Origin of the sequence: Idiomarina sp. UBA4520, from assembly GCF_002388365.1 — a bacterium.
Taxonomy (GTDB): Bacteria; Pseudomonadota; Gammaproteobacteria; order Enterobacterales; family Alteromonadaceae; genus Idiomarina; species Idiomarina zobellii.
In genome coordinates, this window is sequence record NZ_DGMK01000014.1 from 41,920 (window position 1) to 66,954 (window position 25,035).

32 protein-coding genes and 1 pseudogene are annotated in these 25,035 nt (G+C 44.9%); 4 read left to right on the forward strand and 29 right to left on the reverse strand.

The window, feature by feature from the left end:
- Positions 1-17: 17 nt before the first annotated feature.
- From B3850_RS05945 to B3850_RS05990, 11 genes and pseudogenes are all read right to left on the reverse strand, one after another.
- Entirely contained in the window at positions 18-3,230 is a 3,213-nt protein-coding gene (locus B3850_RS05945) for an efflux RND transporter permease subunit (RefSeq protein ID WP_286911534.1), read from the reverse strand.
- A complete protein-coding gene (locus B3850_RS05950; RefSeq protein ID WP_286872527.1) occupies positions 3,223-4,236 on the reverse strand; it encodes an efflux RND transporter periplasmic adaptor subunit in 1,014 nt (337 codons plus the stop codon). The genes B3850_RS05945 and B3850_RS05950 overlap by 8 nt, the downstream gene beginning before the upstream one ends.
- A gap of 45 nt (positions 4,237-4,281) precedes the next feature.
- A complete protein-coding gene (locus B3850_RS05955) occupies positions 4,282-5,412 on the reverse strand; it encodes a Fic family protein (protein ID WP_286872528.1) in 1,131 nt (376 codons plus the stop codon).
- A gap of 158 nt (positions 5,413-5,570) precedes the next feature.
- The gene (locus B3850_RS05960; protein WP_286872531.1) at positions 5,571-5,885 is read right to left on the reverse strand and encodes a HigA family addiction module antitoxin; all 315 of its coding nucleotides are present in this window, start codon (positions 5,883-5,885) and stop codon (positions 5,571-5,573) included.
- Between the two features lie 9 nt (positions 5,886-5,894).
- Positions 5,895-6,173 (reverse strand): type II toxin-antitoxin system RelE/ParE family toxin, encoded by a 279-nt coding sequence (locus B3850_RS11970; protein ID WP_414654216.1) that lies wholly within the window; start codon positions 6,171-6,173, stop codon positions 5,895-5,897.
- 179 nt (positions 6,174-6,352) lie between these two features.
- Positions 6,353-6,550 (reverse strand): annotated as a pseudogene (locus tag B3850_RS05965) (DUF1275 family protein); the annotation flags it as partial.
- Positions 6,551-6,609: 59 nt separating this feature from the next.
- Positions 6,610-7,035, reverse strand: coding sequence for a helix-turn-helix domain-containing protein (locus B3850_RS05970; protein WP_286873687.1), 426 nt, complete (start codon positions 7,033-7,035; stop codon positions 6,610-6,612).
- 99 nt (positions 7,036-7,134) lie between these two features.
- The gene (locus tag B3850_RS05975; protein ID WP_058576656.1) at positions 7,135-7,437 is read right to left on the reverse strand and encodes a helix-turn-helix domain-containing protein; all 303 of its coding nucleotides are present in this window, start codon (positions 7,435-7,437) and stop codon (positions 7,135-7,137) included.
- A gap of 130 nt (positions 7,438-7,567) precedes the next feature.
- On the reverse strand, positions 7,568-8,752 hold the full coding sequence (locus tag B3850_RS05980) for a GGDEF domain-containing protein (RefSeq protein WP_286873690.1): 1,185 nt from the start codon (positions 8,750-8,752) through the stop codon (positions 7,568-7,570).
- 105 nt (positions 8,753-8,857) lie between these two features.
- Positions 8,858-9,298, reverse strand: a complete 441-nt coding sequence (locus B3850_RS05985) for a hypothetical protein (RefSeq protein WP_286873691.1) — start codon at positions 9,296-9,298, stop codon at positions 8,858-8,860.
- A gap of 1 nt (position 9,299) precedes the next feature.
- The gene (locus B3850_RS05990; RefSeq protein ID WP_286911535.1) at positions 9,300-10,199 is read right to left on the reverse strand and encodes a lipid kinase; all 900 of its coding nucleotides are present in this window, start codon (positions 10,197-10,199) and stop codon (positions 9,300-9,302) included.
- Positions 10,200-10,320: 121 nt separating this feature from the next.
- Between B3850_RS05990 and B3850_RS05995 the strand changes: the two genes are divergently transcribed.
- Positions 10,321-10,473, forward strand: a complete 153-nt coding sequence (locus tag B3850_RS05995; protein ID WP_286873695.1) for a hypothetical protein — start codon at positions 10,321-10,323, stop codon at positions 10,471-10,473.
- On the opposite strand, the gene hsdR is transcribed toward B3850_RS05995, so the two are convergent.
- The 6 genes from hsdR to B3850_RS06025 all read right to left on the reverse strand — a co-directional run bounded on the left by hsdR (position 10,470) and on the right by B3850_RS06025 (position 17,189).
- Positions 10,470-12,926 carry an EcoAI/FtnUII family type I restriction enzme subunit R gene (gene hsdR / locus B3850_RS06000; protein ID WP_286911536.1) on the reverse strand — a complete coding sequence of 819 codons (2,457 nt, stop codon included), beginning with the start codon at positions 12,924-12,926 and terminating at the stop codon, positions 10,470-10,472. The two genes, B3850_RS05995 and hsdR, sit on opposite strands and share 4 nt — an antisense overlap.
- A gap of 61 nt (positions 12,927-12,987) precedes the next feature.
- Positions 12,988-14,163, reverse strand: a complete 1,176-nt coding sequence (locus tag B3850_RS06005; RefSeq protein WP_286911537.1) for a restriction endonuclease subunit S — start codon at positions 14,161-14,163, stop codon at positions 12,988-12,990.
- Positions 14,163-15,629 (reverse strand): N-6 DNA methylase, encoded by a 1,467-nt coding sequence (locus B3850_RS06010; RefSeq protein WP_286873703.1) that lies wholly within the window; start codon positions 15,627-15,629, stop codon positions 14,163-14,165. The genes B3850_RS06005 and B3850_RS06010 overlap by 1 nt, the downstream gene beginning before the upstream one ends.
- A 118-nt stretch (positions 15,630-15,747) precedes the next feature.
- Positions 15,748-15,942: a hypothetical protein gene (locus B3850_RS06015; protein WP_286873705.1), complete on the reverse strand. Its 195-nt coding sequence runs from the start codon at positions 15,940-15,942 to the stop codon at positions 15,748-15,750.
- Between the two features lie 7 nt (positions 15,943-15,949).
- Complete coding sequence (locus tag B3850_RS06020; RefSeq protein ID WP_286873706.1) at positions 15,950-16,471, reverse strand: hypothetical protein; 522 nt, start codon at positions 16,469-16,471, stop codon at positions 15,950-15,952.
- A gap of 355 nt (positions 16,472-16,826) precedes the next feature.
- Positions 16,827-17,189: a DUF6404 family protein gene (locus B3850_RS06025; protein ID WP_286873708.1), complete on the reverse strand. Its 363-nt coding sequence runs from the start codon at positions 17,187-17,189 to the stop codon at positions 16,827-16,829.
- Between the two features lie 241 nt (positions 17,190-17,430).
- Between B3850_RS06025 and B3850_RS06030 the strand changes: the two genes are divergently transcribed.
- On the forward strand, positions 17,431-17,715 hold the full coding sequence (locus tag B3850_RS06030; RefSeq protein WP_286873711.1) for a type II toxin-antitoxin system RelB/DinJ family antitoxin: 285 nt from the start codon (positions 17,431-17,433) through the stop codon (positions 17,713-17,715).
- Here B3850_RS06030 and sugE read toward each other — a convergent pair.
- The 5 genes from sugE to B3850_RS06055 form a co-directional block, all read right to left on the reverse strand.
- Entirely contained in the window at positions 17,706-18,023 is a 318-nt protein-coding gene (gene sugE, locus B3850_RS06035) for a quaternary ammonium compound efflux SMR transporter SugE (RefSeq protein ID WP_058576649.1), read from the reverse strand. The two genes, B3850_RS06030 and sugE, sit on opposite strands and share 10 nt — an antisense overlap.
- Positions 18,024-18,098: 75 nt before the next feature.
- A complete protein-coding gene (locus tag B3850_RS06040; RefSeq protein ID WP_058576648.1) occupies positions 18,099-18,443 on the reverse strand; it encodes a hypothetical protein in 345 nt (114 codons plus the stop codon).
- A gap of 26 nt (positions 18,444-18,469) precedes the next feature.
- Complete coding sequence (locus B3850_RS06045) at positions 18,470-18,730, reverse strand: type II toxin-antitoxin system Phd/YefM family antitoxin (protein ID WP_058576647.1); 261 nt, start codon at positions 18,728-18,730, stop codon at positions 18,470-18,472.
- Positions 18,731-18,795: 65 nt separating this feature from the next.
- Positions 18,796-19,269 (reverse strand): GFA family protein, encoded by a 474-nt coding sequence (locus tag B3850_RS06050; RefSeq protein WP_339612188.1) that lies wholly within the window; start codon positions 19,267-19,269, stop codon positions 18,796-18,798.
- A 28-nt stretch (positions 19,270-19,297) separates the two neighbouring features.
- The gene (locus tag B3850_RS06055; protein WP_286873713.1) at positions 19,298-19,774 is read right to left on the reverse strand and encodes a GNAT family N-acetyltransferase; all 477 of its coding nucleotides are present in this window, start codon (positions 19,772-19,774) and stop codon (positions 19,298-19,300) included.
- Between the two features lie 326 nt (positions 19,775-20,100).
- Here B3850_RS06055 and B3850_RS06060 point away from each other — a divergent pair, with 326 nt between their 5' ends.
- Positions 20,101-20,322: a TA system antitoxin ParD family protein gene (locus B3850_RS06060; RefSeq protein ID WP_058576644.1), complete on the forward strand. Its 222-nt coding sequence runs from the start codon at positions 20,101-20,103 to the stop codon at positions 20,320-20,322.
- Entirely contained in the window at positions 20,315-20,605 is a 291-nt protein-coding gene (locus B3850_RS06065) for a type II toxin-antitoxin system RelE/ParE family toxin (RefSeq protein ID WP_286873718.1), read from the forward strand. Before B3850_RS06060 ends, B3850_RS06065 begins: the two co-directional genes overlap by 8 nt.
- Before the next feature lie 94 nt (positions 20,606-20,699).
- On the opposite strand, the gene B3850_RS06070 is transcribed toward B3850_RS06065, so the two are convergent.
- The 7 genes from B3850_RS06070 to B3850_RS06100 all read right to left on the reverse strand — a co-directional run bounded on the left by B3850_RS06070 (position 20,700) and on the right by B3850_RS06100 (position 25,031).
- Entirely contained in the window at positions 20,700-21,296 is a 597-nt protein-coding gene (locus tag B3850_RS06070) for an HAD family hydrolase (RefSeq protein WP_286873719.1), read from the reverse strand.
- A 63-nt stretch (positions 21,297-21,359) separates the two neighbouring features.
- Positions 21,360-22,067 carry a TOPRIM nucleotidyl transferase/hydrolase domain-containing protein gene (locus B3850_RS06075; RefSeq protein ID WP_286873722.1) on the reverse strand — a complete coding sequence of 236 codons (708 nt, stop codon included), beginning with the start codon at positions 22,065-22,067 and terminating at the stop codon, positions 21,360-21,362.
- 119 nt (positions 22,068-22,186) lie between these two features.
- Entirely contained in the window at positions 22,187-22,447 is a 261-nt protein-coding gene (locus tag B3850_RS06080; protein ID WP_286873724.1) for a hypothetical protein, read from the reverse strand.
- Between the two features lie 29 nt (positions 22,448-22,476).
- On the reverse strand, positions 22,477-23,400 hold the full coding sequence (locus B3850_RS06085; protein WP_286873726.1) for a hypothetical protein: 924 nt from the start codon (positions 23,398-23,400) through the stop codon (positions 22,477-22,479).
- Positions 23,401-23,494: 94 nt separating this feature from the next.
- On the reverse strand, positions 23,495-24,253 hold the full coding sequence (locus tag B3850_RS06090) for a hypothetical protein (RefSeq protein WP_286911539.1): 759 nt from the start codon (positions 24,251-24,253) through the stop codon (positions 23,495-23,497).
- 50 nt (positions 24,254-24,303) lie between these two features.
- Positions 24,304-24,546 (reverse strand): hypothetical protein, encoded by a 243-nt coding sequence (locus tag B3850_RS06095; protein ID WP_286873731.1) that lies wholly within the window; start codon positions 24,544-24,546, stop codon positions 24,304-24,306.
- Between the two features lie 131 nt (positions 24,547-24,677).
- Positions 24,678-25,031 (reverse strand): hypothetical protein, encoded by a 354-nt coding sequence (locus B3850_RS06100; protein ID WP_236552223.1) that lies wholly within the window; start codon positions 25,029-25,031, stop codon positions 24,678-24,680.
- Positions 25,032-25,035 lie beyond the last annotated feature (4 nt).

Sequence of the window (25,035 nt, forward strand, 5' to 3'; positions counted from 1 at the left end):
TTAGACAGGCATCAACATTATGTTTTTTTGCTATCGGCTAAATAGTCGTAGAGTCCGTAGTACAACAGAGGAACAACTAACACCGTTAACAGTGTCGATGCCGCCAGACCGAACATCAGTGAAATAGCCAAACCATTGAATATTGGGTCAGACAATATGAAGTAAGCACCAATCATTGCTGATACTGCGGTTAACGCTATAGGTTTTAAACGCACCGCTCCAGAGAGCACCACCGCGTCTTCCAGTGAGTAACCTTCATCGATAAGCTGACGAATAAACACCACCAGCAAAATTGAGTTGCGCACAATAATGCCAGCCAGGGCGATCATGCCTATCATGGAGGTGGCCGTGAATTCTTTCCCCAGCAGCCAATGACCCGGCAATATACCAACCAGGGTTAAGGGTATTGGCGACATAATAATTAACGGCATCAAATACGAGCGGAATTGAGCAACCAGCAACACGAATATCATGAAAATACCCACGCTGTACGCAATTCCCATATCTCGGAAGGTTTCGTAGGTAATTTGCCACTCACCGTCCCACTTAATAGCAACAGGCCCGTTTGCGGAAGGTTGATTTATAAAGAACTGCTCCGGCGGCTGCTCCAGTTCATCAATTAACGAAACCAGCTCAAACATGCCGTATATGGGTGAGTCCGTCTCCCCCGCCATATTTGCCTGCACGTAGGTCACCGGCTGTAAGTCTTTGTGGTAACGACTGCCCTGCCACTTTTCAGTTTCCAAAGAAGCAAACGACGATATTGGCACCATAGCACCGTTTTGTGATCGAACATTGAGCGACAGTATCTGCTGTTTCTGTGCTTTAGCGCCTTCATTTAACTGTACCAATATAGGTACCGCATACTTCGCTGTGTCTTTATGTAAGTATCCTGCTGGCTGCGCATTAACAAGCAGTGTTAATGACTGAGTCACCTGCTGTTGGGAAACGCCCAGTTGTGCCGCACGTTGACGGTCAACCTTCAGGAACCAGCGACCAACGTCATCGGTTACTGTCGAGTCTTTGTCGACAAGCCCCTTGGTGTCTGACATTTTCGCCAAAATGGTTTCCGCGAGCTCTATTTGCTGCTCTGCGTTCCCGCCATAAATTTCAGCGACTATTGGCGCTAACACTGGTGGCCCCGGGGGCACTTCAACGACTTTTATAGCGGCTCCAAAAGGCTTAGCTATATCGGTCAACGACGAGCGTATATCACGAGCAATATCGTGCGAAGCTCGCTCACGCTCCTCTTTATTTTTCAGGTTCACCTGAATGTCACCCTGATTAGGCTGACTCCGCAGATAGTACTGACGCACCAAGCCATTAAAGTTAATAGGAGATGCCGTACCCGCATACGCTTGCCAGCTTTCCACTTCGTCCACGGTGGTTAAATAATTACCTAACGCAACCTGCAGTCGCTGCGTTTCTTCCATAGCTGCATTGTCTGGCATATCGACCACAATTTGCAGCTCAGACTTATTATCAAACGGCAGCATTTTAAGAATGACGCCCTTATAAACCGGTAACAGCATTACCAAAATTAGTAACGCAAAAACACCGGCGCCAAACAGAGCCCGCCTTCCACGGCGCTTGTCGCCTAACAGCGGCCTTAATAATTTCTCGAAAACTGACTTGAGCTTGTCTGACGTACCTGCTGCCGAGTCACTTTCATCTTCACTGTCTTTGCCGCGCTCTTTGTTTAACAGCCGTAGCGCCAGCCAAGGCGCAACAATAAAGGCCATTAACTGAGAAAACACCATGCCGGCAGACGCATTAATAGGAATTGGGCTCATATAAGGGCCCATTAACCCACTGACAAAGGCCATGGGAAGTAACGCTGCCATAATGGTCAACGTTGCCATAATAGTTGGCGAGCCCACCTCATCAACGGCTTTGGGAATGGTTTCAGTCAGTGCTTTTTTAGAGTTGCGCACTCGTCGATGAATGTTCTCTGTAATAACAATGCCGTCATCGACTAAAATGCCAATTGAGAAAATGAGCGCGAACAATGAAACCCGGTTTAACGTAAAACCCCATGCCCAACTGAACACCAGGGTAAACAGCAAGGTCACCATGACCGCGACACCGACAATAACAGCCTGACGCCAGCCCATGCTCAGCAACACCAGCAATATAACTGAAACTGTCGCTGAAATAAGATCAGACACTAACTGGTTAAATTTATCGGTCGCTGTTTTACCGTAGTCGCGCGTGACAGACACCTCGATATCTGCCGGAAGCAGCTCGTTTTCTAATTCAGCCAACCGCTGCCGAACAGCATTGGTTATATCAATGGCATTCTCGCCCGGCTTTTTAGAAACAGCGAGGGTCACAGCCGGGTAAACCTGAGATTCGTTATCTAAACCGCCCATTAAAACCGACTGTGCCGGTTGACTGCCGCTGTCTTTAACTGAAGCAACATCGGTAAGATAAATGGGACGTCCCTTTGCGGTGCCTACCACTAAAGACTTCATATCTTCGACTGACTGCAGGAAAGCCCCCGCCTGAAACGGCACCGATAACCCATTTTGCGTTACCCGCGTTTCCGGTGCCGCAGTATTTGACGCATCTATGGCTTGTTTTATGTCTAACACGGTTAAGCCATAACCCGAAAGCTTACTGCTATCCACTTCAACATTGACATGCTGACGCGCAGCACCATGCGTTTTAATGTCACGCGTGCCGGGAATTTGTTTTAACGCAATTTCCAGCCGATGAGCGAGTGCCGTTAGCTGCTCGGCGCTTTTAATTTGGTCTTTATCATAAAGCGTGAGCGTCATAATCGGCACGTCGTCAATGCTGCGGGGCTTCACCACCGGCTGCATAACACCCAGGCCAGGAGGAAACCAGTCAACGTTCGATTGAGTCTTGTTGTAAATCGTTACTAGCGCTTCCTGCCTGGGCACGCCCACCTCAAACTGCACCGTCAGTACCGCCTGACCTGCACGAGACACCGAGTAAACGTGCTCGACTTTCGGCATTTCACTGAGGATTTGCTCACCCGGTATTGCAATAAGCTGCTCAACCTCCTGCATAGAAGCGCCGGGAAAGCCCACCAGAATGTCAGCCATGGTGACATCAATTTGCGGCTCTTCTTCTTTCGGGGTAATGAGCACAGCCACAATACCCATAACAATGCCAAGCAGGCATATCAGTGGCGTGAGCTCCGAACGCTGGAAAATATCGGCGATAACGCCAGATGGACCCAACTTTTTATCACGGTTACTCATCGAGCATGGCCTCCGCCGACGCGAGAACTTGCTCGCCTTCGGCTAAGCCAGCCAGTATTTCCACCTGACCGTTTGTGCGCTCACCAACACGCACCTGCCGCAGCTGCGGCGTATCGTTTTTCCTCAAGACATAGACACCGCGCAATTCACCTTCTATCAGTAAAGCACTTTTGGGTATGAGCAGAGCATTACGTTCACCAACAGCCACTTTCACTTTTACCAGCATTCCAGGGAATAAAACCCCTTCGGGATCATTTAAATTCAGACGCAACCGGAAAGTATGTGACTGCTCACTTGCGTAAGGGTAAAAAGTCATAGAGGCTATCGACAACTCTCGGCCGTCATCGGTCACCACCTGTGCTTTGCGGTTGTCGCGAACGTAGCTTGCGTACTGCTGGGGTAATTCGGTAACCACTCTTAACTGTTCTAGTGAAAGCCCCGACATAAGCGGCTGACCCGGTTGAACTGACTCGCCTAAGTCAACAAAACGTTCAGTAACAATGCCGGCATACGGCGCACGAACCTGCGTGTAACTGAGCTGTTTTTGAGCTTCCTCTACCGCTGCTTTAGCGTCAGAAACTCCAGCTTTGCTGGTTTCTAGCTGTGTTTCTGCCTCATCTTTTTCCGACTCAGAGACCACATTCTGATCATACAGCTCGCTAATACGCTTGAACCTTTTTTGCGCATCATTCAATGTCGCCTGAGCGCTTTCTAAATTTGCTTTTGCTCTATTAAGCCGCGCTTTTTGTTCTGTATCATCCAGCCGCACAATAAGTTGGTTAGCATCGACTGCGTCATCGACATCCACCGGCAACTCGACAATAGTTCCCGACGTTTGCGCTGACACTGTGCTTTGGTTAATGGCTTCAACCACGCCTTCCAGGCTTAAAGCTTCATTGATTGTCTGCTTTTTTACGGTGAACGACTCTTGTGCCACGGCCGGAGCCACGAATAGGCCTACCAGTAAAAGCGTCGACAGCGCCGACTTAAAAATTTCCGTTTTCATGACGTTCACCCTCCAAAGGCGGCAAAGCTTAACCAAACAAAGGCATTAGTTAATTGCTGGAATAAAATCTTCTTTCTCCAACACTTGAATTAAGCTTCTCATCAAGAAGTTATTCATAAAGCTCACGCTATAGGTACGCCCATTTTCCTTGAGAGGACGAATAAAACCCGATTCTTTCATCTTAGAAACCAAATGCGTTCGTTGTCGAGCACTTAAAGCACCTAATTCCTCTTTCAGTTCACCGGCTTTAAAGTGCTGCTTTTTTATCCCCACACTCAATACTCTGGCCTCTTCGCTGTTGATATAGCCTCTTTCAATAGCAAGCTCGAGAGTCGGCACCAGAATTTTTTTATAAAGAAACTTGAAGTCCAAAAGCTTATTGACTTTAGTTACCTCGTGCAAAATGCCCGTAAGCACGTAATCACACCAGCTCAGTAAAGACTCGTCTGTTCCTGTATCGGCATCTGATAGTCGCTGATAATAAAAGTCTCTATCGTTACAAAAAACGGCTGTTGGATTGAGTATCTTGTCATCTTTTACGTTAAACCCATATTTAATAAGTAATGCATAGGTCAACAGCCTAACAACTCTGCCATTTCCGTTATCAAAAGGGTGGATCCAAGTAAACCGATGGTGTGCGAGTGCCGTTTTCAGAAGGTCGTATTTATCTGCGCTTTTTTCATTGATGAACTCAACCAATTCATCCATATAAGACTGCACCTGAAATGATTCAGGTGGAACGTGGTTTGATTGAGTAATTTCCACGTTCCAGGTGCGGTAAGCTCCGGGCGTTCGATCACCTTCGCGCTCCAAGTCACCAACGACTAAATGGTGTAACTCTCGAATAAAATGATGAGTAATGTCAGAGCCTTCATCAATATTCTCTTCAATAAAGTCCATGGCAGCTTCAACATTAGCAATCTCTGAGAACCGTTCATTTGAACGTTCACTACTCTCAATTTTCTTTTCAATGTATTCAGAAACTGTCGTTCTGTTGCCTTCGATTCTTGCCGAGCCAACACTCTCCAAAATATGGAAAATTTCTTTAAGTTGAAAAAAAATCCACGGAGCCGTCGTTCCTTGCAAGCGCAGTTTTCGCAAGTGGTTTAACTCAATTAACGTATCTGTTAACTGAGAGTCGAAACTTGGACTAACAAGCCTTAACGAGAATTCCATTTTGCCACCATAGGAAGTACAAAAATTTAATTTTAGTGTTTGATTTATATATACTTTACAAAGCAAGTAAAACTCAGTTATTTACATTGTAGCTTATGTGGTAATTACAACAAGAGAATTTATAAGAACAAAACAGAAGGAGGCGAATCAGCGGCCTTTCACCCGCTTTCACTAATGTTCGAAGTCGATTTCCAGGGTTTTATATTCTGAAGTTGCTCTTTCAGCTCTTCTTTAGCTACCTCAGTGTCATAAGCAACTTGGGCGCGTAGCCAGTATCCATTAGACAGACCAAAGAAACGGCATAATCTAAGATCAGTATCCGCCGTTATAGAGCGCTTTCCAGCGACAATCTGCCCAATTCTCTGAGCAGGGACATTAATTTCTTTTGCCAAACGATACTGAGAAATTCCCATCGGCTCCAGGAACTCTTCTTTTAATAACTCCCCAGGCGTTACAGCAGTAAGTTTTTGCATGACTACCTCTCAGTGATAATCGACTATTTCAACATCTTCCGCACCAACGTTAGTCCACAGAAAGCAAATTCTGAACTGTCTGTTAATACGAATACTATACTGGCCGTAACGATCCCCCCACAAAGGCTCTAATCTATTACCTGGAGGAACTTTTAAGTCATCTAGCTGATTAGCGACTTGAAGTTGCCTTATTTTTCTTAAAGCTACTCGCTCTATGCTAACAAACCGCCTAACACGGTACCCCGTGGCCAGCTTTTCAGTTTCTCTACATTTAAATGATATTATCATGCATTATTAACGCGCTGCGTTAATAATGCAACACGTTACCATCAGAAATTAATTTGCATGAGTTTAATGGTGTAGCTTTGGTGGGTCGACAGCTTCGATTAAGTTTACGAAATAATCAGAAACATTATACGTTAGGTCTTACAGCTTCTCGGAGGTACGCTTGTAGTGCAAGCGATACACAACAGCACTCCCGCTAAATGCAAAATATCCCCGAATGAGCTGGTCAACATGCTGTTACCAAATAGCGTGGCAGTGCCTGAAACATGAGACACCGCCTGGTGCTCAAAACCAAGCAAGCCGATGGCATTAATGCACCCGGCAACAAATGCCAGTACAAACGCACCATACTCAATCCATTTAGGTAGCTTAGATATCAATTTTTTTGGTCTTCTCCCGGTAGTTTCTGGAGATTTTAATGCCTGCTAAAAGCTCTAAGTTACAGCCACAACTTCTTACCATCAATCCAGCGAATAGAAACGGCATACCAGTAGGCGGAGCCCCAAAACACTAAAAATATGAGCAGGAAAGGATGAAAATACATGCCAACCAAGCCTAAGAACCCAATCACAAAGCAGGCTAACTCCCACCTTAAAACTGCGCTCCGTTTACGAATACCCCATACGCCCATACGAACCCACAGTGGAGCTTCTTTCCAGGCTTCTGCATCTTTATCAATCACGTCAATCTCCTCGGTTAACTTGGTAATATCAGTTTCAAATACCGAAGAGAGTGAGTTGATGGTTTCCATGCTCGCCGCATGACCAGCCTCAACACGCTGAATAGTTCTAAGACTTAAACCAGACAGTGTCGCTAAGTGCTCCTGAGACCACCTTCTTTTTTTACGAAGTGTTTTTATAATCATTATTCTACTCCTCGGTGAGGGGCTAACCTACCGAAATTACTACGCTGTCGGTAACGACAGTAAGACGACATTACCCCGCCAGAGCACATGGAAATATTTTTAAGCAATAACTTCCAAGCCCTTTTTCTCTGCGATGGTCAACATTTTCAAAGCTGCCCCCCGAGGCTTACTATCCCCTTGCTCCCACTTCTTTACCAATTTATCACTGACATTGAGGTATTGGGCAAATACAGGCTGTGACAATTTATACTTAAGCCGCAAGGCTCTGACTTGATCAGCGGTAAACTCATGAACATTAGTTAAACATAATGCATCAAACTGGCGCATTGTCGTTTTGTCTATCACTCCAGAGCTTTTCAACCCTTTCGCTGTTCGATGAACAGACTTTAAAATATCACTCATAGCTCACCTACCCGTACGACCTTACAGTCAAAAGTGTACTCCATAAGGGTACATTTAAAAAGGAGCGTTTACTTTATATCGCTTTGAAGAGAGGTTTATAGTGGTCAGGAGAGTAATTAAGTGTCCGATTTTAGATGCATGTCACCACCTGATTCCGCCCATCGCGCTTACCTTCATAAAGCCTGTTGTCGGCGCGGGTAATGAGTGTATCGAGGTCGTCTTCTGGGGTGGCAACGGCAACGCCTATAGTCACGCTCAGTTGCAGGTCTTTAAATTCGCCATCTAACGACAACGCTTCGACGCCCTGCTTTAAGCGCTCGGCGACGGCGGTGGCGTCATTAGGGCTGGTGTGTGGTAAGCCAACCACAAACTCTTCTCCACCGAAACGACCAATAATGTCGGTTGGGCGAAGTGAGTGCTGACATACTTCAGCTATTTTGGTCAGAATGACGTCGCCACGAGTGTGACCCCAAGTGTCATTAATTTTCTTAAAATGGTCCACGTCTATCATGAACAAACAAAACGGCGTTTCTTCCAGGCGCGAGCGTTGCAGTAACGCCTGAGCACGTTTCATAAAGTAACTGCGGCTATCCACACCGGTGAGGGTGTCACGCTCCGCCACCATACGAAGCTGTGCTTCTAATGACTTGCGGTGTTTTATTTCCTGCAGCAGTTCACGGTTTTGATCGCGTTCCTCATTGAGCAAGGCATACTGTTGACGCTGCAACCGCTCCAGACGTCTCAGTGAGGAGTAGCCGACAATATTGGCCATTGCGAGTAATAGCCCAATGCGAACAGCGCCTTCTGCAGTCACTCCGGCATAGATCATGGCTGTAGCTAAAAAGGTAATACTGACAAACGCGCTCGCCAGCGCTGCTACCGTCAATAAATTCGGAATCAGCAAATAGAACGCGACTATCGCAACGGCAATAGAGGTAACCTGAGTTGAGAGACTCTCAGGACGAAGCGGCACAATAAGAATAATACCTATGGCAAAAATCCAGAGAGGTAGTGCGTGTAACCAAGCTTTGTCAGCATAACCACCGGCTTTGCCAATAATGAATGCTATTGCCACACAAGAACTCACCACCGTAATGCGCATAGCCAACAGTAAATAATACTCTTGGGTTAGCCCTAGAAGGTTGTAGTCGGTAATGCCAAACATGGCGAAAATAGCAGACGCCAGAATTAGCGCCAGCCGAGCGTCGGACCGAACGTTTGATTCAATAGAATGCCGATAACTGACTTCTTTTTGGCGGTCACTAAATTGGCCTGTCAGCCAGTGTATGTCATTTTGTTTTTGTTGTTGTGACAAATGCTTTTCCTGTTAAAACGGCGTCGATTATTAGCCAACTGTTTTGATTTTGACCTTTTCCTCACCGTTTTGCAGTACTTTTTTAACGTTTTCTGAACAAAAATACTAACCTTTCAGCGCCTGAACGATCTTTTTCGTGTTATTGATGTTCTCGGCTAATTCATCAAGCAGCTTTTGATACTCCGCAGACTTTTGTCCCAGCTTGGTGTTCTTTACAGCGGTTTCTAACGCTTCATCTTCCTGCAAGCACTTATCTAGAATCGCATTTCTCGCATCGACCGATAACAGCTTCGTCAGCTCACCTTCAATAACCTGCATCAGTGTTTTATCGGGGTCGGGTTTGGCCGGCAACCCACCCAGATCTTTTACAACATTTTGAAACGGTTCAATAAAAGACGCCCGCTCATTCGCAATGGTATCGAGTTTACTTGCCAGCTCACCGTCTTCTAATACGTTCGTTATTTCACGATAGTAGTCCCTGGTTTCAATAACCAATTTCAGAATTTCAATGCTATCGGCTTGGTCATCTGTGCGTAATATCGACATATTATTCTTTGCTCTCAATTGACTGTGGCATATTGCCCACAATAACCTCTATTGCTTCGGGTATCACCTCAAAGTCAGCTGGCGTGTCTGTTTTATGTTCACCGTCGGCATGAATCTGTTTGGGTTTAGACGTCTTAATACTGACTTTCTTCGCTTTTTTACATACAACGCGCTCCGCCACCCGCAAGTTGCCGTTCCGCAAATTAAACCCCAACAATAACAACTGCCACCAGCGCTGCGGCTTCAGACAAAATAAGTTCAGCTGGCCGTCTAGCAGGGTTGAATCTTCATCCACAATATTGCCGCCACCATAGAAACGACCATTACCAACCGCCAAATGAATCGCTCTCAAAGATTCCTCGCAGCCGTCAGCCTTTATATTCACCCTGAAGCTTTTATTACGCTTAATAACGCTAATAAAAGCCCCCAAATACGCGAACACACCAAAGTACTTTTTCATGTCTGAGGTAAGCTCGTGCGTAACCTCTACTCCCAAGCCGATATGAGCCACATTCACAAAGTAATGGTCATTCACCTTCGCAAGGTTAATGCGCTCTCGCTTGTTATTAGCAATAACCTGGGCCGCCGGCACGATATCCTGCGGCACACCCAAGGAGCGCGCCAAATCATTCGCTGTGCCCATGGGCAAAATTGCCAGGGCTTGTTGTGTTTTATGCACCGACTCCAGCGCTGCGCTAATGGTTCCGTCCCCCCCGGCGACAATAATGACACCATCTTCCCGTTTGTAATTCTCAATACAGGACACCATGTCCGAGGGGCTTTCAGTAACACACAGCTCGACCTCAATACCAGCATTTTTAAGCAAACTAGTTGCTTGATCGAGCTCCTCGGAATGGCCATTGCGGCTTTTCGGGTTCACCAATAACAACGCATGCTGCATTGCTTCAGGTCCTCTTTAACAAGTGCTGGCTTTAATATAAGCGGTTTACTGGAGAGCTTCAAAGCGCTGACGGAATATTTACGTTGGGGTATAGTTAGAAAAAACCATAAGTGAGTCAGTTATGTGTCATTCAAATTCAGAGACTACCAATAAGCAATATGCGGAGCTTGAAAAAATTAAAGTCGATTACCTTAAACATTGCTTTGAGTCCGCTACCGAAGAGCAACCCGGCGATAGCCTTGTTGATGGCGATAGCTTCCTAAACTCACTCTAAGCCCCATACAAAAACCTTTGAAAACCAACAAAGGTTTCACGAATGATATTGGGCGGGCCGAGCTCTTCTGAAGCGTCGCTAATGGTGTTGTACTTCAGCTCTATTAAGTTGCGCATTTTGCTGGTGGACAGTTCAGACACGCCATCTTCAACATATTTGCTGAGCACAAAGTTAATAAACTCCTGCTGTTTGTAATTCACATACGCTTCCCCAATGGCCGGACGGGCTCTGCGCACACGCTCCTCACGGGTGTGGGTTTCGCTGGCCCAGGCGACATAAGCAAGCACGTCATACACATCGCTGTCTTTGGCATCAATTAGTGCTTTCATGTCGTCGAGCTTTTCTTCGTCGTAACCGGCTTCGGCTAAGTCTTCCATCAGCTTTTCGCGGGTATCCGGGTCACTCCAAATTTCACGCAGCTGATCTTCGTCTTTGAAGAACTGCGGTAAGTCGTCAAACAGGCGCTCAATGAACTCTTTTGCGGTAATGGGTTTACCGTCCGGACTCCAATACAGCGCTGACGAAATATGCTTAATGGTACGGGCTTTGCCATCCGACAATTTCAGGACAATTTTCTTCTCGCAAGCACATGGTTTTTGACCACAATCCGGGCACAGCTCCGGCTCTGGCTTTTCACAAATACAGGGCTTCTGACCACATACCGAACACGTGCTTGGCTCTGGCTTCTCTTCCGGCGGACATACACAACGCACTTCACCGCACTGCTCGCACACATCCGGCTCTATGGGTTCGCCGTCCCATTCTGGGTCGGCAAAGTTATAATGCGCCTTCACAAAGTCATAAACGGTAAAGTAGTCCTTACCCTCGTACATGCGTGTGCCGCGACCGATAATCTGCTTAAACTCAATCATGTTGTTACAGGGCCGCATCAGCACTATGTGCCGTACGTTTTTAGCATCGACGCCCGTGGACAGCTTGCGTGAAGTCGTCAGTACCGTCGGTATGGTTTTCTCGTTGTCCTGAAAGGTATTCAAATCATTCTCGCCGGAAACACCGTCATTTGCCGTTACCCGCACACAATAACTGCTGTTGGTTGTCCAGCCACGCTCTACCGCATATTGGTTAATAAAGTCGCGTACCATACCGGCGTGCTCTTGTGTGGCGCAGAACACAATGGTTTTCTCACGCGGATTAAATAAATCCATCCAGTAGCGCACACGCATTTTTTCGCGCTCGGGAATAGTAATAATGCGGTTAAAGTCGCCTTCTTTGTAAACCTTGCCCGGCTCGGGTTCGCCCTTAACCACAGTGCCGTCGCCCGGCGTATACACGTATTCGTCCATGGTGCCGATAATGGGCAACACTTTAAAAGGCGTTAAAAAGCCGTCGTTAATGCCCTCTTTCAGCGCGTAGCTGTAAACCGGCTCACCAAAGTAACCATAGGTGTCAGCGTTAACCGTGCGTTTGGGCGTGGCCGTTAAGCCTAACTGAACCGCCGGCGAAAAGTAATCGAGTATTTCGCGCCAGCTACTTTCATCGTTAGCTCCGCCACGGTGACACTCGTCAATAATAATGAAGTCGAAAAAGTCCTCAGGGTATTCCCCAAAGTACGGCGTAGGGTTGCCCTCTTCGTCCTCACCACCGCTCATAAAGGTTTGAAATATGGTGAAAAACACACTGCCGTTTTTCGGTGGCCTGCCGTCCTTTTTAATTTCGTCCGGGCTAATTCGCTTCACGGCGTCTTCGCCAAAGGGCAAAAAGTCGCGGGCGGCCTGATTGGCTAATACGTTACGATCAGCCAGAAACAGAATGCGCGGGCGACGCTTGGCATAGCTTGGGTTCTTGCTTGCGCTTAAACTCCAGCGACTGTGAAACAACTTCCAGGCTATTTGAAAGGCAATGCAGGTTTTACCAGTGCCGGTTGCGAGCGTCAGTAAGACACGATCATTTCCCTGAGCTATTGCTTCCAGAGCATTATTAATGGCGTTTTCCTGATAATAGCGCGGAGACCAGTCACCTTTAGCTTCAAACGGAATTTCGGCGAAGCGCTCGCGCCATACCGGAGTAAAGTCCGGCTCGTCCTCGCCGCTTTCAGGGTTAAAGGTGTGTTGCCAGAGCTCGTCTGGGCTTAAAAAGGCATCGACCAGCTGCTCTTTGCCGGTGTGTAGGTCAATTTGGTAAATGTCGTGGCCGTTGGTGGCATACCCAAACCGGCATTGCAGACGCTGGGCGTAGTCTTTGGCTTGTCGTACGCCCTCACTGTAACTGAGGCTTTCTTTTTTTGCCTCTATGGCTGCCAGCTTACGGCCTTTGTATTCCAATACATAGTCACTGCTTAGCTTGGCTGCGCGCTTGCCGCCACCAATAATGCGCCCCTGCGTAATGCTAACTTCCCGACGAATGTAGCTGTCGTCGGTAACGCCCCAGCCCGCTGTCAGCAGCTTGGGGTCTATGAGTTCAGCACGGGTGTCCGCTTCGTTGCGCATGGGCATAGTGAGTCCTTTACGTTGTGCTTTTGCGTTCCGCTAGTCTTATTGATTGTTTATATCATGTTCAGGCGGCTTTTGTGAGCTCGCCGGTAAATGCTTTTTGAAGTAGGGATTTTTTTAAGTCCGTTAAAGCCGCTAACTTACTTTCATAGTTCGTTATAAGAGATTCAGCTCTAACTAACATCGACTCAGAAAGTTTAATTATTTCCTCTTGCTCACTCATATTCGGAATCGGAATATCAAGTTCTTTCAAGATTTTTACCGAAGCCATATTTCTAATTGCTGCTCCTTGAGCTCGCACTTCAATCTCCTCCTGAAAATTTGGGCTTTCCATCCACAACTTCAGGAACTCTGACTTAATTTTATTACTAGGTGTCAGCCTTAACAAAGCTTGATTAATTATGCCTTCGCATAGGTTATCTGGAGCGATTGCTATTCTACCCATTGTTCCTGAGCAGCTAACAATTAAGTCTCCTGGGCGCAACTGAAAACGAGCCATATCTTGAAACTTTTTCTTATCAACAAAGTACCGAATATCACTAAATTGGTTATTTATTGCGTGTTGTTGTTCATATACAGCATATCCAGTTGTTTGAAAGGAGCTCTTCTTTAAAGAGCCCCCAAAAGGACCTCTCACAAAGTCACATACTTCTCTAAATTTAAATAAATTCCAGCGATGTTGGCGAGTTTTGAATAATGTTCGTAAGTAACTTGCAAACAACTCGCGAGCATTTTCAAGGTTTCGCTCCGCTAGCGCGCGAGCTTTGTCGATATCGGCAAAGGCTTCGTCGAGAATAGCTACAATGCGTCTTTGTTCTTCTATGGAAATTAGGGGTGTTTCTAATGCTTCAATCTGTTTTCTATTTATTGACGCAAAAACTGCCCCTTCACTTCCTTGAATTTCGTCTCGAATAGAAAGCAGATAATAAAACAAAAAGTTGCGGTCTATGTTATCGCCAGGCCTAATAGCGGCAAGCCCCCGGCCTATACATACTTTTTGAGTGGCGAAATTTACAGGACCAACTGGCGCCCTAACAGACATTAAAATATCACCTTCAAAAGCTTCCTTGGTAATATTAGTAGTCCATTTTTGTGGAGGGCCTATAAAACGGGTTCCGAATTCCTTTTTACCCTGGTAAAACGGTAGCCCCTCTCCTTTGTCATTGTAATATTGACCTTTTGGGGATTGACCAGAAATAACTTCACATACGTCTCGGATTTTGACCATCTCCCACCCCATCACACCAGCTCCCGAATTTTAGCCAGTATCGCTTCGCTTTCTTTATCCAGTTCAATAATGTCGGCGATAATTTCTTTTGGCTCGCGAAGCGGCTCTTCCTCTTTGACGTTGGGGTTTTTAACGGACAAATCCCAAGTTGTTTGGTCAATGTCTGCTACGTTTACTGACCAGGACTTATCGGAATCTTTTTTGTCTTTTTGCAGGCTGACAAACTCTTCCAAGTCATTATCGTTCAGCGGGTTTGTTTTCCCCAAACTACGGCCGGGGTCGAGTTGGTAATACCAAATGTTTTGGGTAGGTTCACCTTTGGTAAAGAAAAGCACCACGGTTTTAACGCCGGCCCCCAAAAATGTCTTGGCAGGGCAATCGAGAATGGTGTGCAGGTTATGATTTTCAAGTAGCTCTTTTCGCAGCGCTATGGAAGCGTTGTCGGTATTGCTCAAAAAGGTGTTTTTAATGACTATGGCCGCACGCCCACCGGGCTTGAGTATTTTCATAAAATGCTGCAAAAACAAAAACGCGGTTTCGCCAGTTTTAATATTGAAGTTTTGCTGCACTTCTTTGCGCTCTTTGCCCCCAAACGGCGGGTTTGCCAGCACAATGTCATGCTGATTACTCGGTTGAATGTCCTGAACACTCTCGGCAAGGGTGTTGGTATGCACGACGTTTGGCGCTTCAATGCCGTGCAAAATCATATTCATAATGGCAATAACGTACGCGAGTGACTTCTTCTCTTTGGCGTAGAAGGTGTATTTTTGCAGGGTGTCGAGGTCTTTTGTCGACAGTTGCTTTTTCTGGCGACCGCCTTGACGTAAATAGTCGTATGCTTCACATAAAAAGCCAGCAGACCCGGCTGCTCCATCGTAAATGGTTTCGCCAATACTCGGATGAATAACGTCTATCATGGCACGGATGAGTGGGCGTGGTGTGTAATATTCACCGCCGTTACGTCCGGCGTTGCCCATGTTTTTAATTTTTGTTTCGTACAGGTGGCTAAGTTCGTGCTTCTCTTCTTGTGAGCGAAAGCGCAGTTCGTCCACTTTCTCCAGGGCATCGCGCAATGAGTAGCCGCTCTGAACTTTGTTCTTTATTTCACCGAATATCTCGCCAATTTTGTATTCGATGGTGTGCGGGTTCTCCGCCGCCTTTTTAAAGCTTTTTAAGTAAGGGAAAAGCTCACCATCAACGTAGTCGATAAGGTCATCGCCCGTTAAAGCATTATTATGGTCGAAGTTGCCATTAGCGTCTTTCGGTGCCGCCCACGTGCTCCAGCGATGCTCGGGCGCAATAATGTGGTTGTACTCTTTGGCTTCCAGCTGCGCGTTCAGTTCGCGTTCACGCTCTAAGTCATCCAAATACTTGAGAAATAGCATCCAGCTGGTTTGTTCAGTGTAGTCCAGCTCGCTTGAGCAACCTGCGTCCTTGTGAAGAATGTCATCGATATTTTTAAAGGCTTGTTCAAACATGCTCGTACTTCATCCATGTTGGGCAACTGATTATTTTTACTATGTTATCAGGTTTGGGGGAAGGAGGCAGAGTTAACGCCCAGCGTCAAATAAGGAATTTTCCATACCCACCATGATATTAAATACAGACCTCATGCTCTTTTAATCCACAAAGGACAGTTGCGTCATCGAGTTCAAGTCTAATAGAGACAACATCAGAGTTTTCTCCATAGTCGCTGTATACCGATAAAACTTTTCCTTCTTCGCCATCAAACTGACTATTTGGTTTATCGACAAACACGAACTGTCCTCGTTTTAAATCCGTTGCTTTCATTTTTAAGTTAGCTCTGCTTAATCAAACAAGCGCCTTTTTCAGTAATCTTGGGAATATTGGAATATCGAGGATCGCCTTTTGCCAACTTATCTAAAACAGACGTTTGATTTACGGTGCCATTTTGGCTCACCGACGTGTGCCACTTAGTTAGCCACAAATGGTTCTCTCGACTTTCGTGCGGAATAACCTTCATTGACATATCTACACCTGGCGAGCTCGAAACCCAACCCACTCTCTCGTCTTTGGAAAAGGTAAAATTCAGTTCTTCATTTTCTGTGGGTGACGCAGTTGCGTTACTCGAAGCTGGCAGCCCCCAAGCGGCCGCTACAGGGATGTTTGCGGCATAGGTTTTATTTTCCCCTTTACCTTGAGCGGTAATCTGAAGAAACACATTATTTTCTGTCTTCATATTGTCTTCTAAAGCACATTCATCTCCAGTTGCCACGAAGTACCGTCCCTCAAAGTCATACGGTTCGCTACAAGCTGATAAGAGCACTACCATACCGGCTGTTAACGCTAAGTTTTTCATACTAATCCCCAAGTTAAGTCAATGTGTTAAATCCTAAGGTAGATGATTTACAAATACAACAAAATCATATAACTATGTGCTGAACGCATTCGCTTAGTCGACACGTTGCGGCAATGAGCAAGCTAGCAGGTTTAAGAACAGAAGTTGGGGGTATTGTTAGATTATCCAGTACTCACTTACGCCGTCTCCCCACTCTATTCGCTGGTGGGTTTAATCGCTCAATTAAATAATCTTCTAAAGCTGGAGCAAGGTAGCCGTAGTCTGCAGGGAAGCCAATAGTTGCCAATCGGTTAGCTCCAAGCTCGCCCCACTTTGGTTGTCGCTCCAATGGCGCTCGAAGAATTCGTTTGTTCTTTCAATCAGCATTTGTTTCAAGTTCATCCCACGCAGATAAGTTATGCTTCCTGGCTGCGATCTTATAATTAATCCCCATAGCCAATCCGAATACACAACCAACAATTACCACGGTGGTGACGAAATGCGTCAATGGCATATTGAAAGAGTACAGCTGCAAAAACCAGCATAATGGCGCCCAGAAGGCAGTGAAGCCCAAACCCATAAACAGTGTATTTCGGGAGAAGCTGTTGTAATGGAATGGCCTTGCTTTTAAACCCAGCCACCACAAAAACAGCAAAGCCGGCGGCTTAGAATTAATTTCCAAAATTCCCGCTTCTTTAAGCTCTTTTAGAGCAGCCTCTTTTCGTGCTTCGAAAGACATTTTTTGTGACCTTAACTTCAGTATTTTATATAGCTAACTCTAAAGTAATTAAATACGCAATAAAACAGCAAGTTATACGATATTGATGACAGAAGACGTTTTTTACTTAGGCTAAAATACAGTCATTAACAGCTCATGGAGGAGTCTTATGGCGAATAAGTCAAATAGCAGCTTTTGCGATTCAAAAGTACCACATTGTGCTACAATAGATAACAATGCAACACATTATAAGGTACTTATTATGAAAACCGAGATGCTAAGCACGCGAATTGATCATGACACGAAAGTCGCATTCACTAATATTTGTGACGAAGTAGGTTTAAGCCCTTCACAAGCACTTAAGCTGTTTGCCCGAGCAGTCATTAATCACGGAGGAATACCTTTTGAACTAAAAGCGCGCCAGCCAAATGCGGCAACCGTCGCTGCTATCAAAGAGTTAGCTGAGGGTAAAGGTCATAAAAGTCATTCTGTCGACGAGTTGATTAACGAATTGACTGAGGGCAAAGTCCAAAATGCTCAACCATGAGCCAATTTAAGACCAACAATACCCGCACAAATTAACCCTAAACTGACCAGTTTCAGAGCGTCCGCTGACTCGCCGAACAAAAACATACCCATAACCGCTGTACCGACGGCACCAATGCCCACCCAAATAGCGTAGGCAGTACCGACGGGTAACGTTTTCAGTGCCAAGCCTAACAAGACAAAGCTACCGACAAGAGCAACTGTGGTGCCAATGGTTGGCCAAAGTTTGGTAAAGCCGTCTGTGTATTTTAGACCAACCGCCCAAGCGACTTCCAAAAGACCCGCGATAAATAGAATGACCCAACTCATAAGCACCTCTTCATGATTGTGGGGCCGTCCCCGAATGCAAATTGAGCGGTGAGGTCGTCCTCACTTCCGCTTAGTTTACGCCATAAGCGCAATACTAACTTTCATCGTGGTTATTATCACGATATAAGCCAGAAAGCCTATCGATTTTCTGCGCCTTTGAGGCAGCAATTCCGAAACAACAGAGCCGTCACTATTTCGCAATTTAGAAAACCAAAAGATCATCCAAAATATTGTTAGCGTCGCAGGCTTATCGTTAATGACTAACTTACTTCTTCTAAACGGCAGCAAGCCAAGAAAGACTGAGTAAACCAGAGTGCCATTTTCTTTTAGCTCGAACTTTGTCGTCAGACGGTCATAAGAAACATCCAGCTCTGACGATTCAAATTTATGTTGTCGCTTTTGGAATCTTTGGAATTTCATTTTAAACACTTATGCACCGCATGTGGTCAATAATTCGGCTTATCCTGCTCACGTTGCTTAGCTTTGCCTTCTTTGTATTGAGCAATCGATTTATTCAAATGTTCAGCATTCGCCGGTGAACGAAGCAAGTGAACAGTTTCCATTAGGCTGTTGTAATAACTTAAAGGCATCACCACAACATCTTCAGAACCGCTGCGGGTAATAACCGTTGTATCGGCATCTTTTATTACGCTATCCAAAACTTCTTTTAAGTCTTTTCTGGCTTCGTTCAAAGAAACTATTTTCATTTGTCACCTCAATATGCCCTCTCTTAATTGGGCATGTGCAGTATTTATTCTGGCTCGCTGGCCGCTTACTCAGGTAACGCATCAAAACTCGGCACATTACTCAAATCAGCTGACCACGCAGCGCAGTCAGCAACAAAGATCTTAGCCGTAGGCGTAACTGATATTGGCGTATCGAGGCTACCGGCCGGCACCACAACACAATCAATAGACTCAGCGACTGTGGGAAGTGCGGGGCCGCAACACTGACAAAAACTCTTCGTATGCAGCGAGCCAGAGTATTGATAATGGGTTACGTCCGCCTCGCCTTTTAACCAAACCAACCGCCCTGCTTTAGCAAACAAGTTAGCCGCATGAGCAGAGCCCGTGTCTTTCTGGCAGCGGCTACAATGACATAAATAAAATGCGTCAAAGTCACCACTGACCTCGTAGCTGACACGACCGCAAAGACACGAACCGTAATATTTATTCACCATGACATTACCTGTTAAATAAACCTGCCTATCAATTGGCTTGGTTAGCCACTGCGTCCAGTAAAACATCTTCCAATTTTGAGAACAGCAAACCGGTTTAGCTAAATTTTTCCATAACAAAGTTACGCAGCTTCTGACCACGAATTTCTATCGTTTGCTCTTTTACGACTTTAAAACCAAATTTCTCATAAAACGGACGAGCCGTAATGCTCACCTCAGAGTAAAACCGGTTAATTCCTTGTAACTCACCCACTCTTAGCACGTGCTCCATTAAGTGACGCCCGATACCGTTACCCTGATGCTCATGGTGGCAAAAGAAATGATCAATTAGTCCATCTTCCTGAAGGTCGGTATAACCGACAATTTCCCCGTCAATTTCCCCGTCAATTTCCGCAACAAACGGAGAGATAGCATTCATTTTTCGCTGCCATGCCTCAGGAGATACGTCATCTGGCGCCCATGCTTCGACCTGCGCTCGAGTGTAGTCACGTGAGTTCACATTACGGATGGTGTGATAAAAAATAGTCCATAAATCACGCGCATCTGATTCGTTATATTTTCTGATGTATATCATGCTGGTATTTGCCGTTCACGCTCAATCGCTATCATGACCGAGATCTAAATAGGCGGTGAAATACGCCAAACGCCCCGATGTGCAAGCTGATACGAATAAAGCTAACGCGAAAACGATACAGCTACTTTTAATTTTCACCGGTGTGATTCCTGTTTATATGACGCCCGCGTCACAGGCTTCATTGGAATGGAGCCTTTTGGCATATAATTGCGCAGCAATGCTAAAAGGTGTAACGGAAATTAAGTCCTTGGTGCACGCGCTTGTTATAACTGCTATTTTGTGGTAATATGCCACATTTGATGCAAAATAACACAGGAGCTCTAATTATGGCTACAAACAGCATAAGATTAGACCAAGAACTTGTAGAAAAAGCTACTATTATAGCCAAGGCTTATAACAGAACGCCGCCTAAACAAATTGAGCACTGGGCTAGGATTGGTGAAATTATGGAAGATAACCCAGAGCTACCATATGAGTTTGTGAAACAAGCTATTATTGCGCAAGCTGAAAAAGATGCGGGTAAGCTCGAGAGTTACGATTTTGACTAAAGTTAAAACAGTATTACAAACGCCAACTTTTAAGAAGGCCGTTAAAAAGTTAAAGCCTAACCAAAAGAAAGATCTCGACAGTGCAATCAGGGAGTTGATGATTGATCCATTTATAGGCCAGCAGAAAAAGGGGGATTTAAGTTTTTTACGGGTTCACAAATTTAAAATGAATAAGCAGCTCACTTTACTTGGCTATAGTTATGATGACGGAGTTTTTGCTTTAGAACTTATGACTTTGGGCAGCCATGAAAACTTTTATCGTGATGTGAAACGAATTTTCTAAGGTTGTAACGCTCGGTTGTGCGGCAGTGAACGAGCTCGCGAGTGAGCTGTCGCGACAGCAACCGCTACTGAGTGTCTAGTGAACTAGTGGCGATTCAAACTTCAAAGAGCTCGCCCCGATAAAAACTCGTATTGGCTAGGTTTAGCATAGGGTAATCCTCTTCTGAATCTCCATACGCAAAAATTTCGCTATAAAGAGATAAATCGATGCGTTCTTTTATGCGCTCGACCTTTCTCTCGTTACTGCAATCACCATTCAGGTAAGCGCCGGTAAATCGACCATTACGCACTTCAAGTTCACTGCAAATTAAATCTACCTCGTGGCGTTTACACCAAATTTTTAAATAAGGAGAGATAGATGCAGACACAATGACCACGTGATCGCCGTTCTCTTTATGTTCAGCTATTTTCTGCAGCATATCGCTCCGAATCACGGAGGGTAAATACTCAGAAACATAACGTTCAGCACTAGCATCAAGTTGTTTTTCAGAAACGCCCATGAAAGCAACTCGTGATATGAGAGGTCGAATTTTAGGAGCAGAAAGAAGCCTAGCTTTGTGTAAGATGATTGCCGGAGAAATAAGACAAGCGCCAATAACTAGACGAGCCAATTTCGTCGAGGAAAAGACAAACTTAGTATACGTATCTCGCGTCGTGATTGTTCCGTCAAAATCGAAGAGAGCAAGGTTCATCTGTACCTCAAAGCTTTTAACGCTAAAATCATACGCGCCGTAGGCGTCGAATGGATTTTCTTGTTATATTTTTACCTGCACAGGGTTCTGATCCCTAATTGATCGAATCAACTCTGCAAGTTTCTTGTAAGTTTCAGGTTCAGGATCACAACTACAGGCCATGACCTCAGCAATTTCTATTTTCGAAGGCAAATAACTCTGCAGTCCTTGTTCTTGTAGATAACGCACAATTTGTGCGTAGAACGGCTTACCGCTATCGAAATAGCTTTCAAAGTCGGATTTTTCTATATTTGGGTTATTTTGTAGCAGAGTTGTTTCAAAACACGCATTTATAAAGTCACTAGCTTTGAACGACTCTTCAAAGGAACCGCCAAAGTCTCCATTGGTAAGAGTAACAACTGGTTGAGCAGGAACTTTAAATAAATGAAAGTTCGAAGGAACAGGACCAATTCTCGATATCAACTTTTTGTCATCATCATCGAAGGTAAAGATCATAGGCCTAGAGTGACTCAGTGTTTTTTGCATAAGCCTAATTGTATGTCTCAGATTACCTATTCCGTTATAGTTGGCAATCACAATTCCATCTTTGTCAAAATTTATACCCAGCCCTTCTTCAAGCAATATACGAAATGCGCTCTCTTCACTTTCCCCTTCAACAAAAAGATAAATGCACTGCTCTAATGCTGACTCGGAGGACGCGATATCGAATGCTTCTAGTTCGCACTTTATATCCATCATCGTATCGAATTCGATACTCTCTCTATCAGACATGTAAAAAACTCATCTATAAATATAACGCCTGCCATAAGCGGCCGAAAAAACCGCCAGGTTTTTGAGGTCCAGCCGCCCGATACGCGGGCGGCGATGCTTGATGGCCTTGTTATAGCTGCCTAACTATTGAGGTAAAGATCTATGTAGTGCTCGAGCTTTTGTTGAGAAAGCTCCGAGGGAGGGTAATGTTTTTCGTCAATCGTTTCTCTGACAATCGATACCCTATCTTGTGGACTCAATCCTCTTAGCTTTTCCTGTATGTCCGATTTAGAAATGTGATGCCCTTCTTCTTTCAGAAAGTAACGCGAGAAAGCGACAGATAAATTATTCAACATTTGATCATCAAGCCACTCTTGAGAAGGCTGGTTTTGATATGCCATTAGGTCTCCTTTTCTCTATAACGCCGCATTCAGCGGCTTGTCCGCTGTAATGCTTTGTTATAAGCGCCACTACTGACGTATCGTTTATTAAGGTTTTTTAATTGCTTGTTTTTTATACTTAGGGAAATTCGTGTGTCATCCCAACTCAACAGAACAGGAAACTTTTCAATTACACGCTTTGGCGACGGAGTATCAGGCTCATACTTTATAGCCATTAACCCGACAGCATCGCCGCTGTTTATCGCTTTGTAATCGTTTATTGCTGACTCCAGCTCAGATCGTGCAGCATCAACGTTTACACTAATAATTTGTCTTATGGATTCATGGATAGAGCTAATCGCCGCAACATATGAACGTGTGGAGCTAAAGATTTCTACTTTTTCAGGCATTTCTTCCAGAATTGAGGCTTTAAACTTCCCTGAATCCTGAAAAATATCTCTACTTGAGAAAGCAATAAATCCAAACTCCAACTGTGCACTTTCATCCTGTGACGTCCATTTCATTGGTGTTGTTACCTTATGAACGGATAGCCCACAATGTTGAACATAATTTCTCAAAGCTTCCATGAAACGATATTCAAACACACTGTCATACTGCTCTGAAAAAAGGCTCTTAATGTTCTCATTATTTACACACAACTTAATGTTTTGCTGCACATGATCAATATACAATCGAGCTGATGTGAGTAGATTTACAACTCGCCTGTTTATACTCTGAATCGCATCAGCAAAACCAACGTGACCTAACGAGCCTTTAACCATACACTCAGTGGCATAGTGAAGCCCCTCTCTCTCTAAATCCAAATAGTTGGAAAAAAGTAAGTCGTACTTCTCTTCAATAGCCAAAGCACCTTCCAAAACTTTTCGTGCTTTGAGTAGAGAGTTGAATTTTTGAGCATCAATTTCGATCTCAGGAACATCCCCAAGAAGCCAAGCCATTAAGCAATACTTCATTAACTGCGATGCTCCTTAAAGCTTATAACGCCACGCTCTGCGGAAATATAGGAGCCTTAGCGAATAAATTTTCCGTAGTAGCGCCTTGTTAGTTTCACAGCCCAAACACCACTTCAAACTTCTCTCCCTTGTTTAACCTTTCCAATCCTGAGTACAAACTTTTAGTATGCATTGGTTCAACAGCTATTCTTGATGCTTGGTAGTATTTCACACTTGTATTTGGAAAGTCGCTTAGAAAAAAAATAGATTTAACTTTTGCTAGTTCTTCCTCTGTTATCTCTATATTTTCAAGTAAAAAAGGTCTGCGATAGTCAACTTTAATACCTGTTCCTTCAATAAACCAGGCTGGTAATTGCGTAAGCTCTACAAGAAGGTCAGTTCTGTACCTTACCTCTGCATGAACAAATTCATGCGCTATCACGTCTGTGTTGAGCCCCTTAGGGCCTAGAAATATGCATTCTCTAAAGAACCCTGATGCTTGCATGCCCGTTGGATTAAAGCCAAAACTGGAGTACTGATCCCCAGTTGTAGCAATAATTCTTGGTGAAGATATAGGGTTACCATACACATTTGAAACTCTTTCGATTGCATCATTTATTGCTTCTATCAAGTTCGATTGTTGTGCTTCGTCAAGGCTGTCATCAACATAGAGATTTGTTGAAATCTGAGAAAAATGCGTCTGCCCGATCATTTCGCATGCTATCGCATCCTTTTTAAAGAAGATAAAAGACGCAAAAAGAAGCAATATAAAAACAGGTACAAGAATTTTAAATATTCGCACAAACTTTCCTTGTGAAACTAACGCTGAGGTAACCGGCGCCGGAGCGCCAGCGAAGGGAACCAAAAGCGGCACGCTTTTGGCGTCCGGTTGACCGCTTGGTTATGTGATTGATTCACCAGGGTTCACGAGTCGATGCCAATTAAAGAATCAATCCCTTCGTCTCTGATAGTCGCTTTGGCCTCGTCCAGAGCTGCCACATCAGTATCGAATTCATCATCCCATACGGTGGAGTTACCGAACTCATCCACCACTTCGAGAATCCAGCCGCCAGTGTCACCACGGTAGATGTCCACTCTGACAGTTTTCCCGTCAGCCGTCAGGTCCTGGCAAAGGGGGCTCATCTCGACTTCAAAATCATCTTCCATTCACTATCTCCGAGGTGGAATCTTTGTACACATAACTTTCCAATAACGGGCGCAGGCATGTGGGGCATAATGGCGCAGCCGCCCCGCGTGTATGCGTCCCAGCGAACGAAGTGAGTGAGTTTATTGGGTTGTTAGGTGCGGCCAACCACGTAGTGCAATGCTTTTTTACGGAAAACTGTCCATATAGCCATTGCCAGAATAAACCCCCACAGTAATGTTTGAAGCCCATAAAGCCCATATTTACTGACGAAGACTATAGCAGGTATGAAAAACAGAAATAAGCGTATAAATTCATTTTTGTAGCGCCAAGCAATCGAGTGAATAGCACAACAGTAAATACCGATAATAGAGCCAATAACGTAAACAAAAATAGATGGCATTTGCCAATAAAACGAAGCAACAAAAGTAGCAACGAACAGAAGCAGAAGCCAATGAGAGTTTGTAATAGTATTTATATAAGGTCCAGAATCCGTCTTATTACCCATAAGC

Excerpts from the sequence above, each read along its gene's own strand:
- B3850_RS06060 (WP_058576644.1), top strand. The coding sequence starts at position 20,101 with ATGGCTACAAACAGCATAAGATTAGACCAAGAACTTGTAGAAAAAGCT.
- sugE (WP_058576649.1), bottom strand. The coding sequence starts at position 18,023 with ATGAGTTGGGTCATTCTATTTATCGCGGGTCTTTTGGAAGTCGCTTGG.
- B3850_RS06070 (WP_286873719.1), bottom strand. The coding sequence starts at position 21,296 with ATGAACCTTGCTCTCTTCGATTTTGACGGAACAATCACGACGCGAGAT.
- B3850_RS06100 (WP_236552223.1), bottom strand. The coding sequence starts at position 25,031 with ATGGGTAATAAGACGGATTCTGGACCTTATATAAATACTATTACAAAC.
- B3850_RS05955 (WP_286872528.1), bottom strand. The coding sequence starts at position 5,412 with ATGGAATTCTCGTTAAGGCTTGTTAGTCCAAGTTTCGACTCTCAGTTA.
- hsdR (WP_286911536.1), bottom strand. The coding sequence starts at position 12,926 with ATGCCCATGCGCAACGAAGCGGACACCCGTGCTGAACTCATAGACCCC.
- B3850_RS05960 (WP_286872531.1), bottom strand. The coding sequence starts at position 5,885 with ATGCAAAAACTTACTGCTGTAACGCCTGGGGAGTTATTAAAAGAAGAG.
- B3850_RS05970 (WP_286873687.1), bottom strand. The coding sequence starts at position 7,035 with ATGATTATAAAAACACTTCGTAAAAAAAGAAGGTGGTCTCAGGAGCAC.
- B3850_RS05945 (WP_286911534.1), bottom strand. The coding sequence starts at position 3,230 with ATGAGTAACCGTGATAAAAAGTTGGGTCCATCTGGCGTTATCGCCGAT.
- B3850_RS06085 (WP_286873726.1), bottom strand. The coding sequence starts at position 23,400 with ATGAAGTATTGCTTAATGGCTTGGCTTCTTGGGGATGTTCCTGAGATC.
- B3850_RS06055 (WP_286873713.1), bottom strand. The coding sequence starts at position 19,774 with ATGATATACATCAGAAAATATAACGAATCAGATGCGCGTGATTTATGG.
- B3850_RS06040 (WP_058576648.1), bottom strand. The coding sequence starts at position 18,443 with ATGAAATTCCAAAGATTCCAAAAGCGACAACATAAATTTGAATCGTCA.
- B3850_RS06075 (WP_286873722.1), bottom strand. The coding sequence starts at position 22,067 with ATGTCTGATAGAGAGAGTATCGAATTCGATACGATGATGGATATAAAG.
- B3850_RS11970 (WP_414654216.1), bottom strand. The coding sequence starts at position 6,173 with ATGATAATATCATTTAAATGTAGAGAAACTGAAAAGCTGGCCACGGGG.
- B3850_RS06015 (WP_286873705.1), bottom strand. The coding sequence starts at position 15,942 with ATGAAAGCAACGGATTTAAAACGAGGACAGTTCGTGTTTGTCGATAAA.
- B3850_RS06045 (WP_058576647.1), bottom strand. The coding sequence starts at position 18,730 with ATGAAAATAGTTTCTTTGAACGAAGCCAGAAAAGACTTAAAAGAAGTT.
- B3850_RS05995 (WP_286873695.1), top strand. The coding sequence starts at position 10,321 with ATGTGTCATTCAAATTCAGAGACTACCAATAAGCAATATGCGGAGCTT.
- B3850_RS05975 (WP_058576656.1), bottom strand. The coding sequence starts at position 7,437 with ATGAGTGATATTTTAAAGTCTGTTCATCGAACAGCGAAAGGGTTGAAA.
- B3850_RS06050 (WP_339612188.1), bottom strand. The coding sequence starts at position 19,269 with ATGTTTTACTGGACGCAGTGGCTAACCAAGCCAATTGATAGGCAGGTT.
- B3850_RS06030 (WP_286873711.1), top strand. The coding sequence starts at position 17,431 with ATGAAAACCGAGATGCTAAGCACGCGAATTGATCATGACACGAAAGTC.
- B3850_RS06095 (WP_286873731.1), bottom strand. The coding sequence starts at position 24,546 with ATGGAAGATGATTTTGAAGTCGAGATGAGCCCCCTTTGCCAGGACCTG.
- B3850_RS06020 (WP_286873706.1), bottom strand. The coding sequence starts at position 16,471 with ATGAAAAACTTAGCGTTAACAGCCGGTATGGTAGTGCTCTTATCAGCT.
- B3850_RS05990 (WP_286911535.1), bottom strand. The coding sequence starts at position 10,199 with ATGCAGCATGCGTTGTTATTGGTGAACCCGAAAAGCCGCAATGGCCAT.
- B3850_RS06025 (WP_286873708.1), bottom strand. The coding sequence starts at position 17,189 with ATGTCTTTCGAAGCACGAAAAGAGGCTGCTCTAAAAGAGCTTAAAGAA.
- B3850_RS06010 (WP_286873703.1), bottom strand. The coding sequence starts at position 15,629 with ATGTTTGAACAAGCCTTTAAAAATATCGATGACATTCTTCACAAGGAC.
- B3850_RS05985 (WP_286873691.1), bottom strand. The coding sequence starts at position 9,298 with ATGTCGATATTACGCACAGATGACCAAGCCGATAGCATTGAAATTCTG.
- B3850_RS06005 (WP_286911537.1), bottom strand. The coding sequence starts at position 14,163 with ATGGGGTGGGAGATGGTCAAAATCCGAGACGTATGTGAAGTTATTTCT.
- B3850_RS06080 (WP_286873724.1), bottom strand. The coding sequence starts at position 22,447 with ATGGCATATCAAAACCAGCCTTCTCAAGAGTGGCTTGATGATCAAATG.
- B3850_RS05950 (WP_286872527.1), bottom strand. The coding sequence starts at position 4,236 with ATGAAAACGGAAATTTTTAAGTCGGCGCTGTCGACGCTTTTACTGGTA.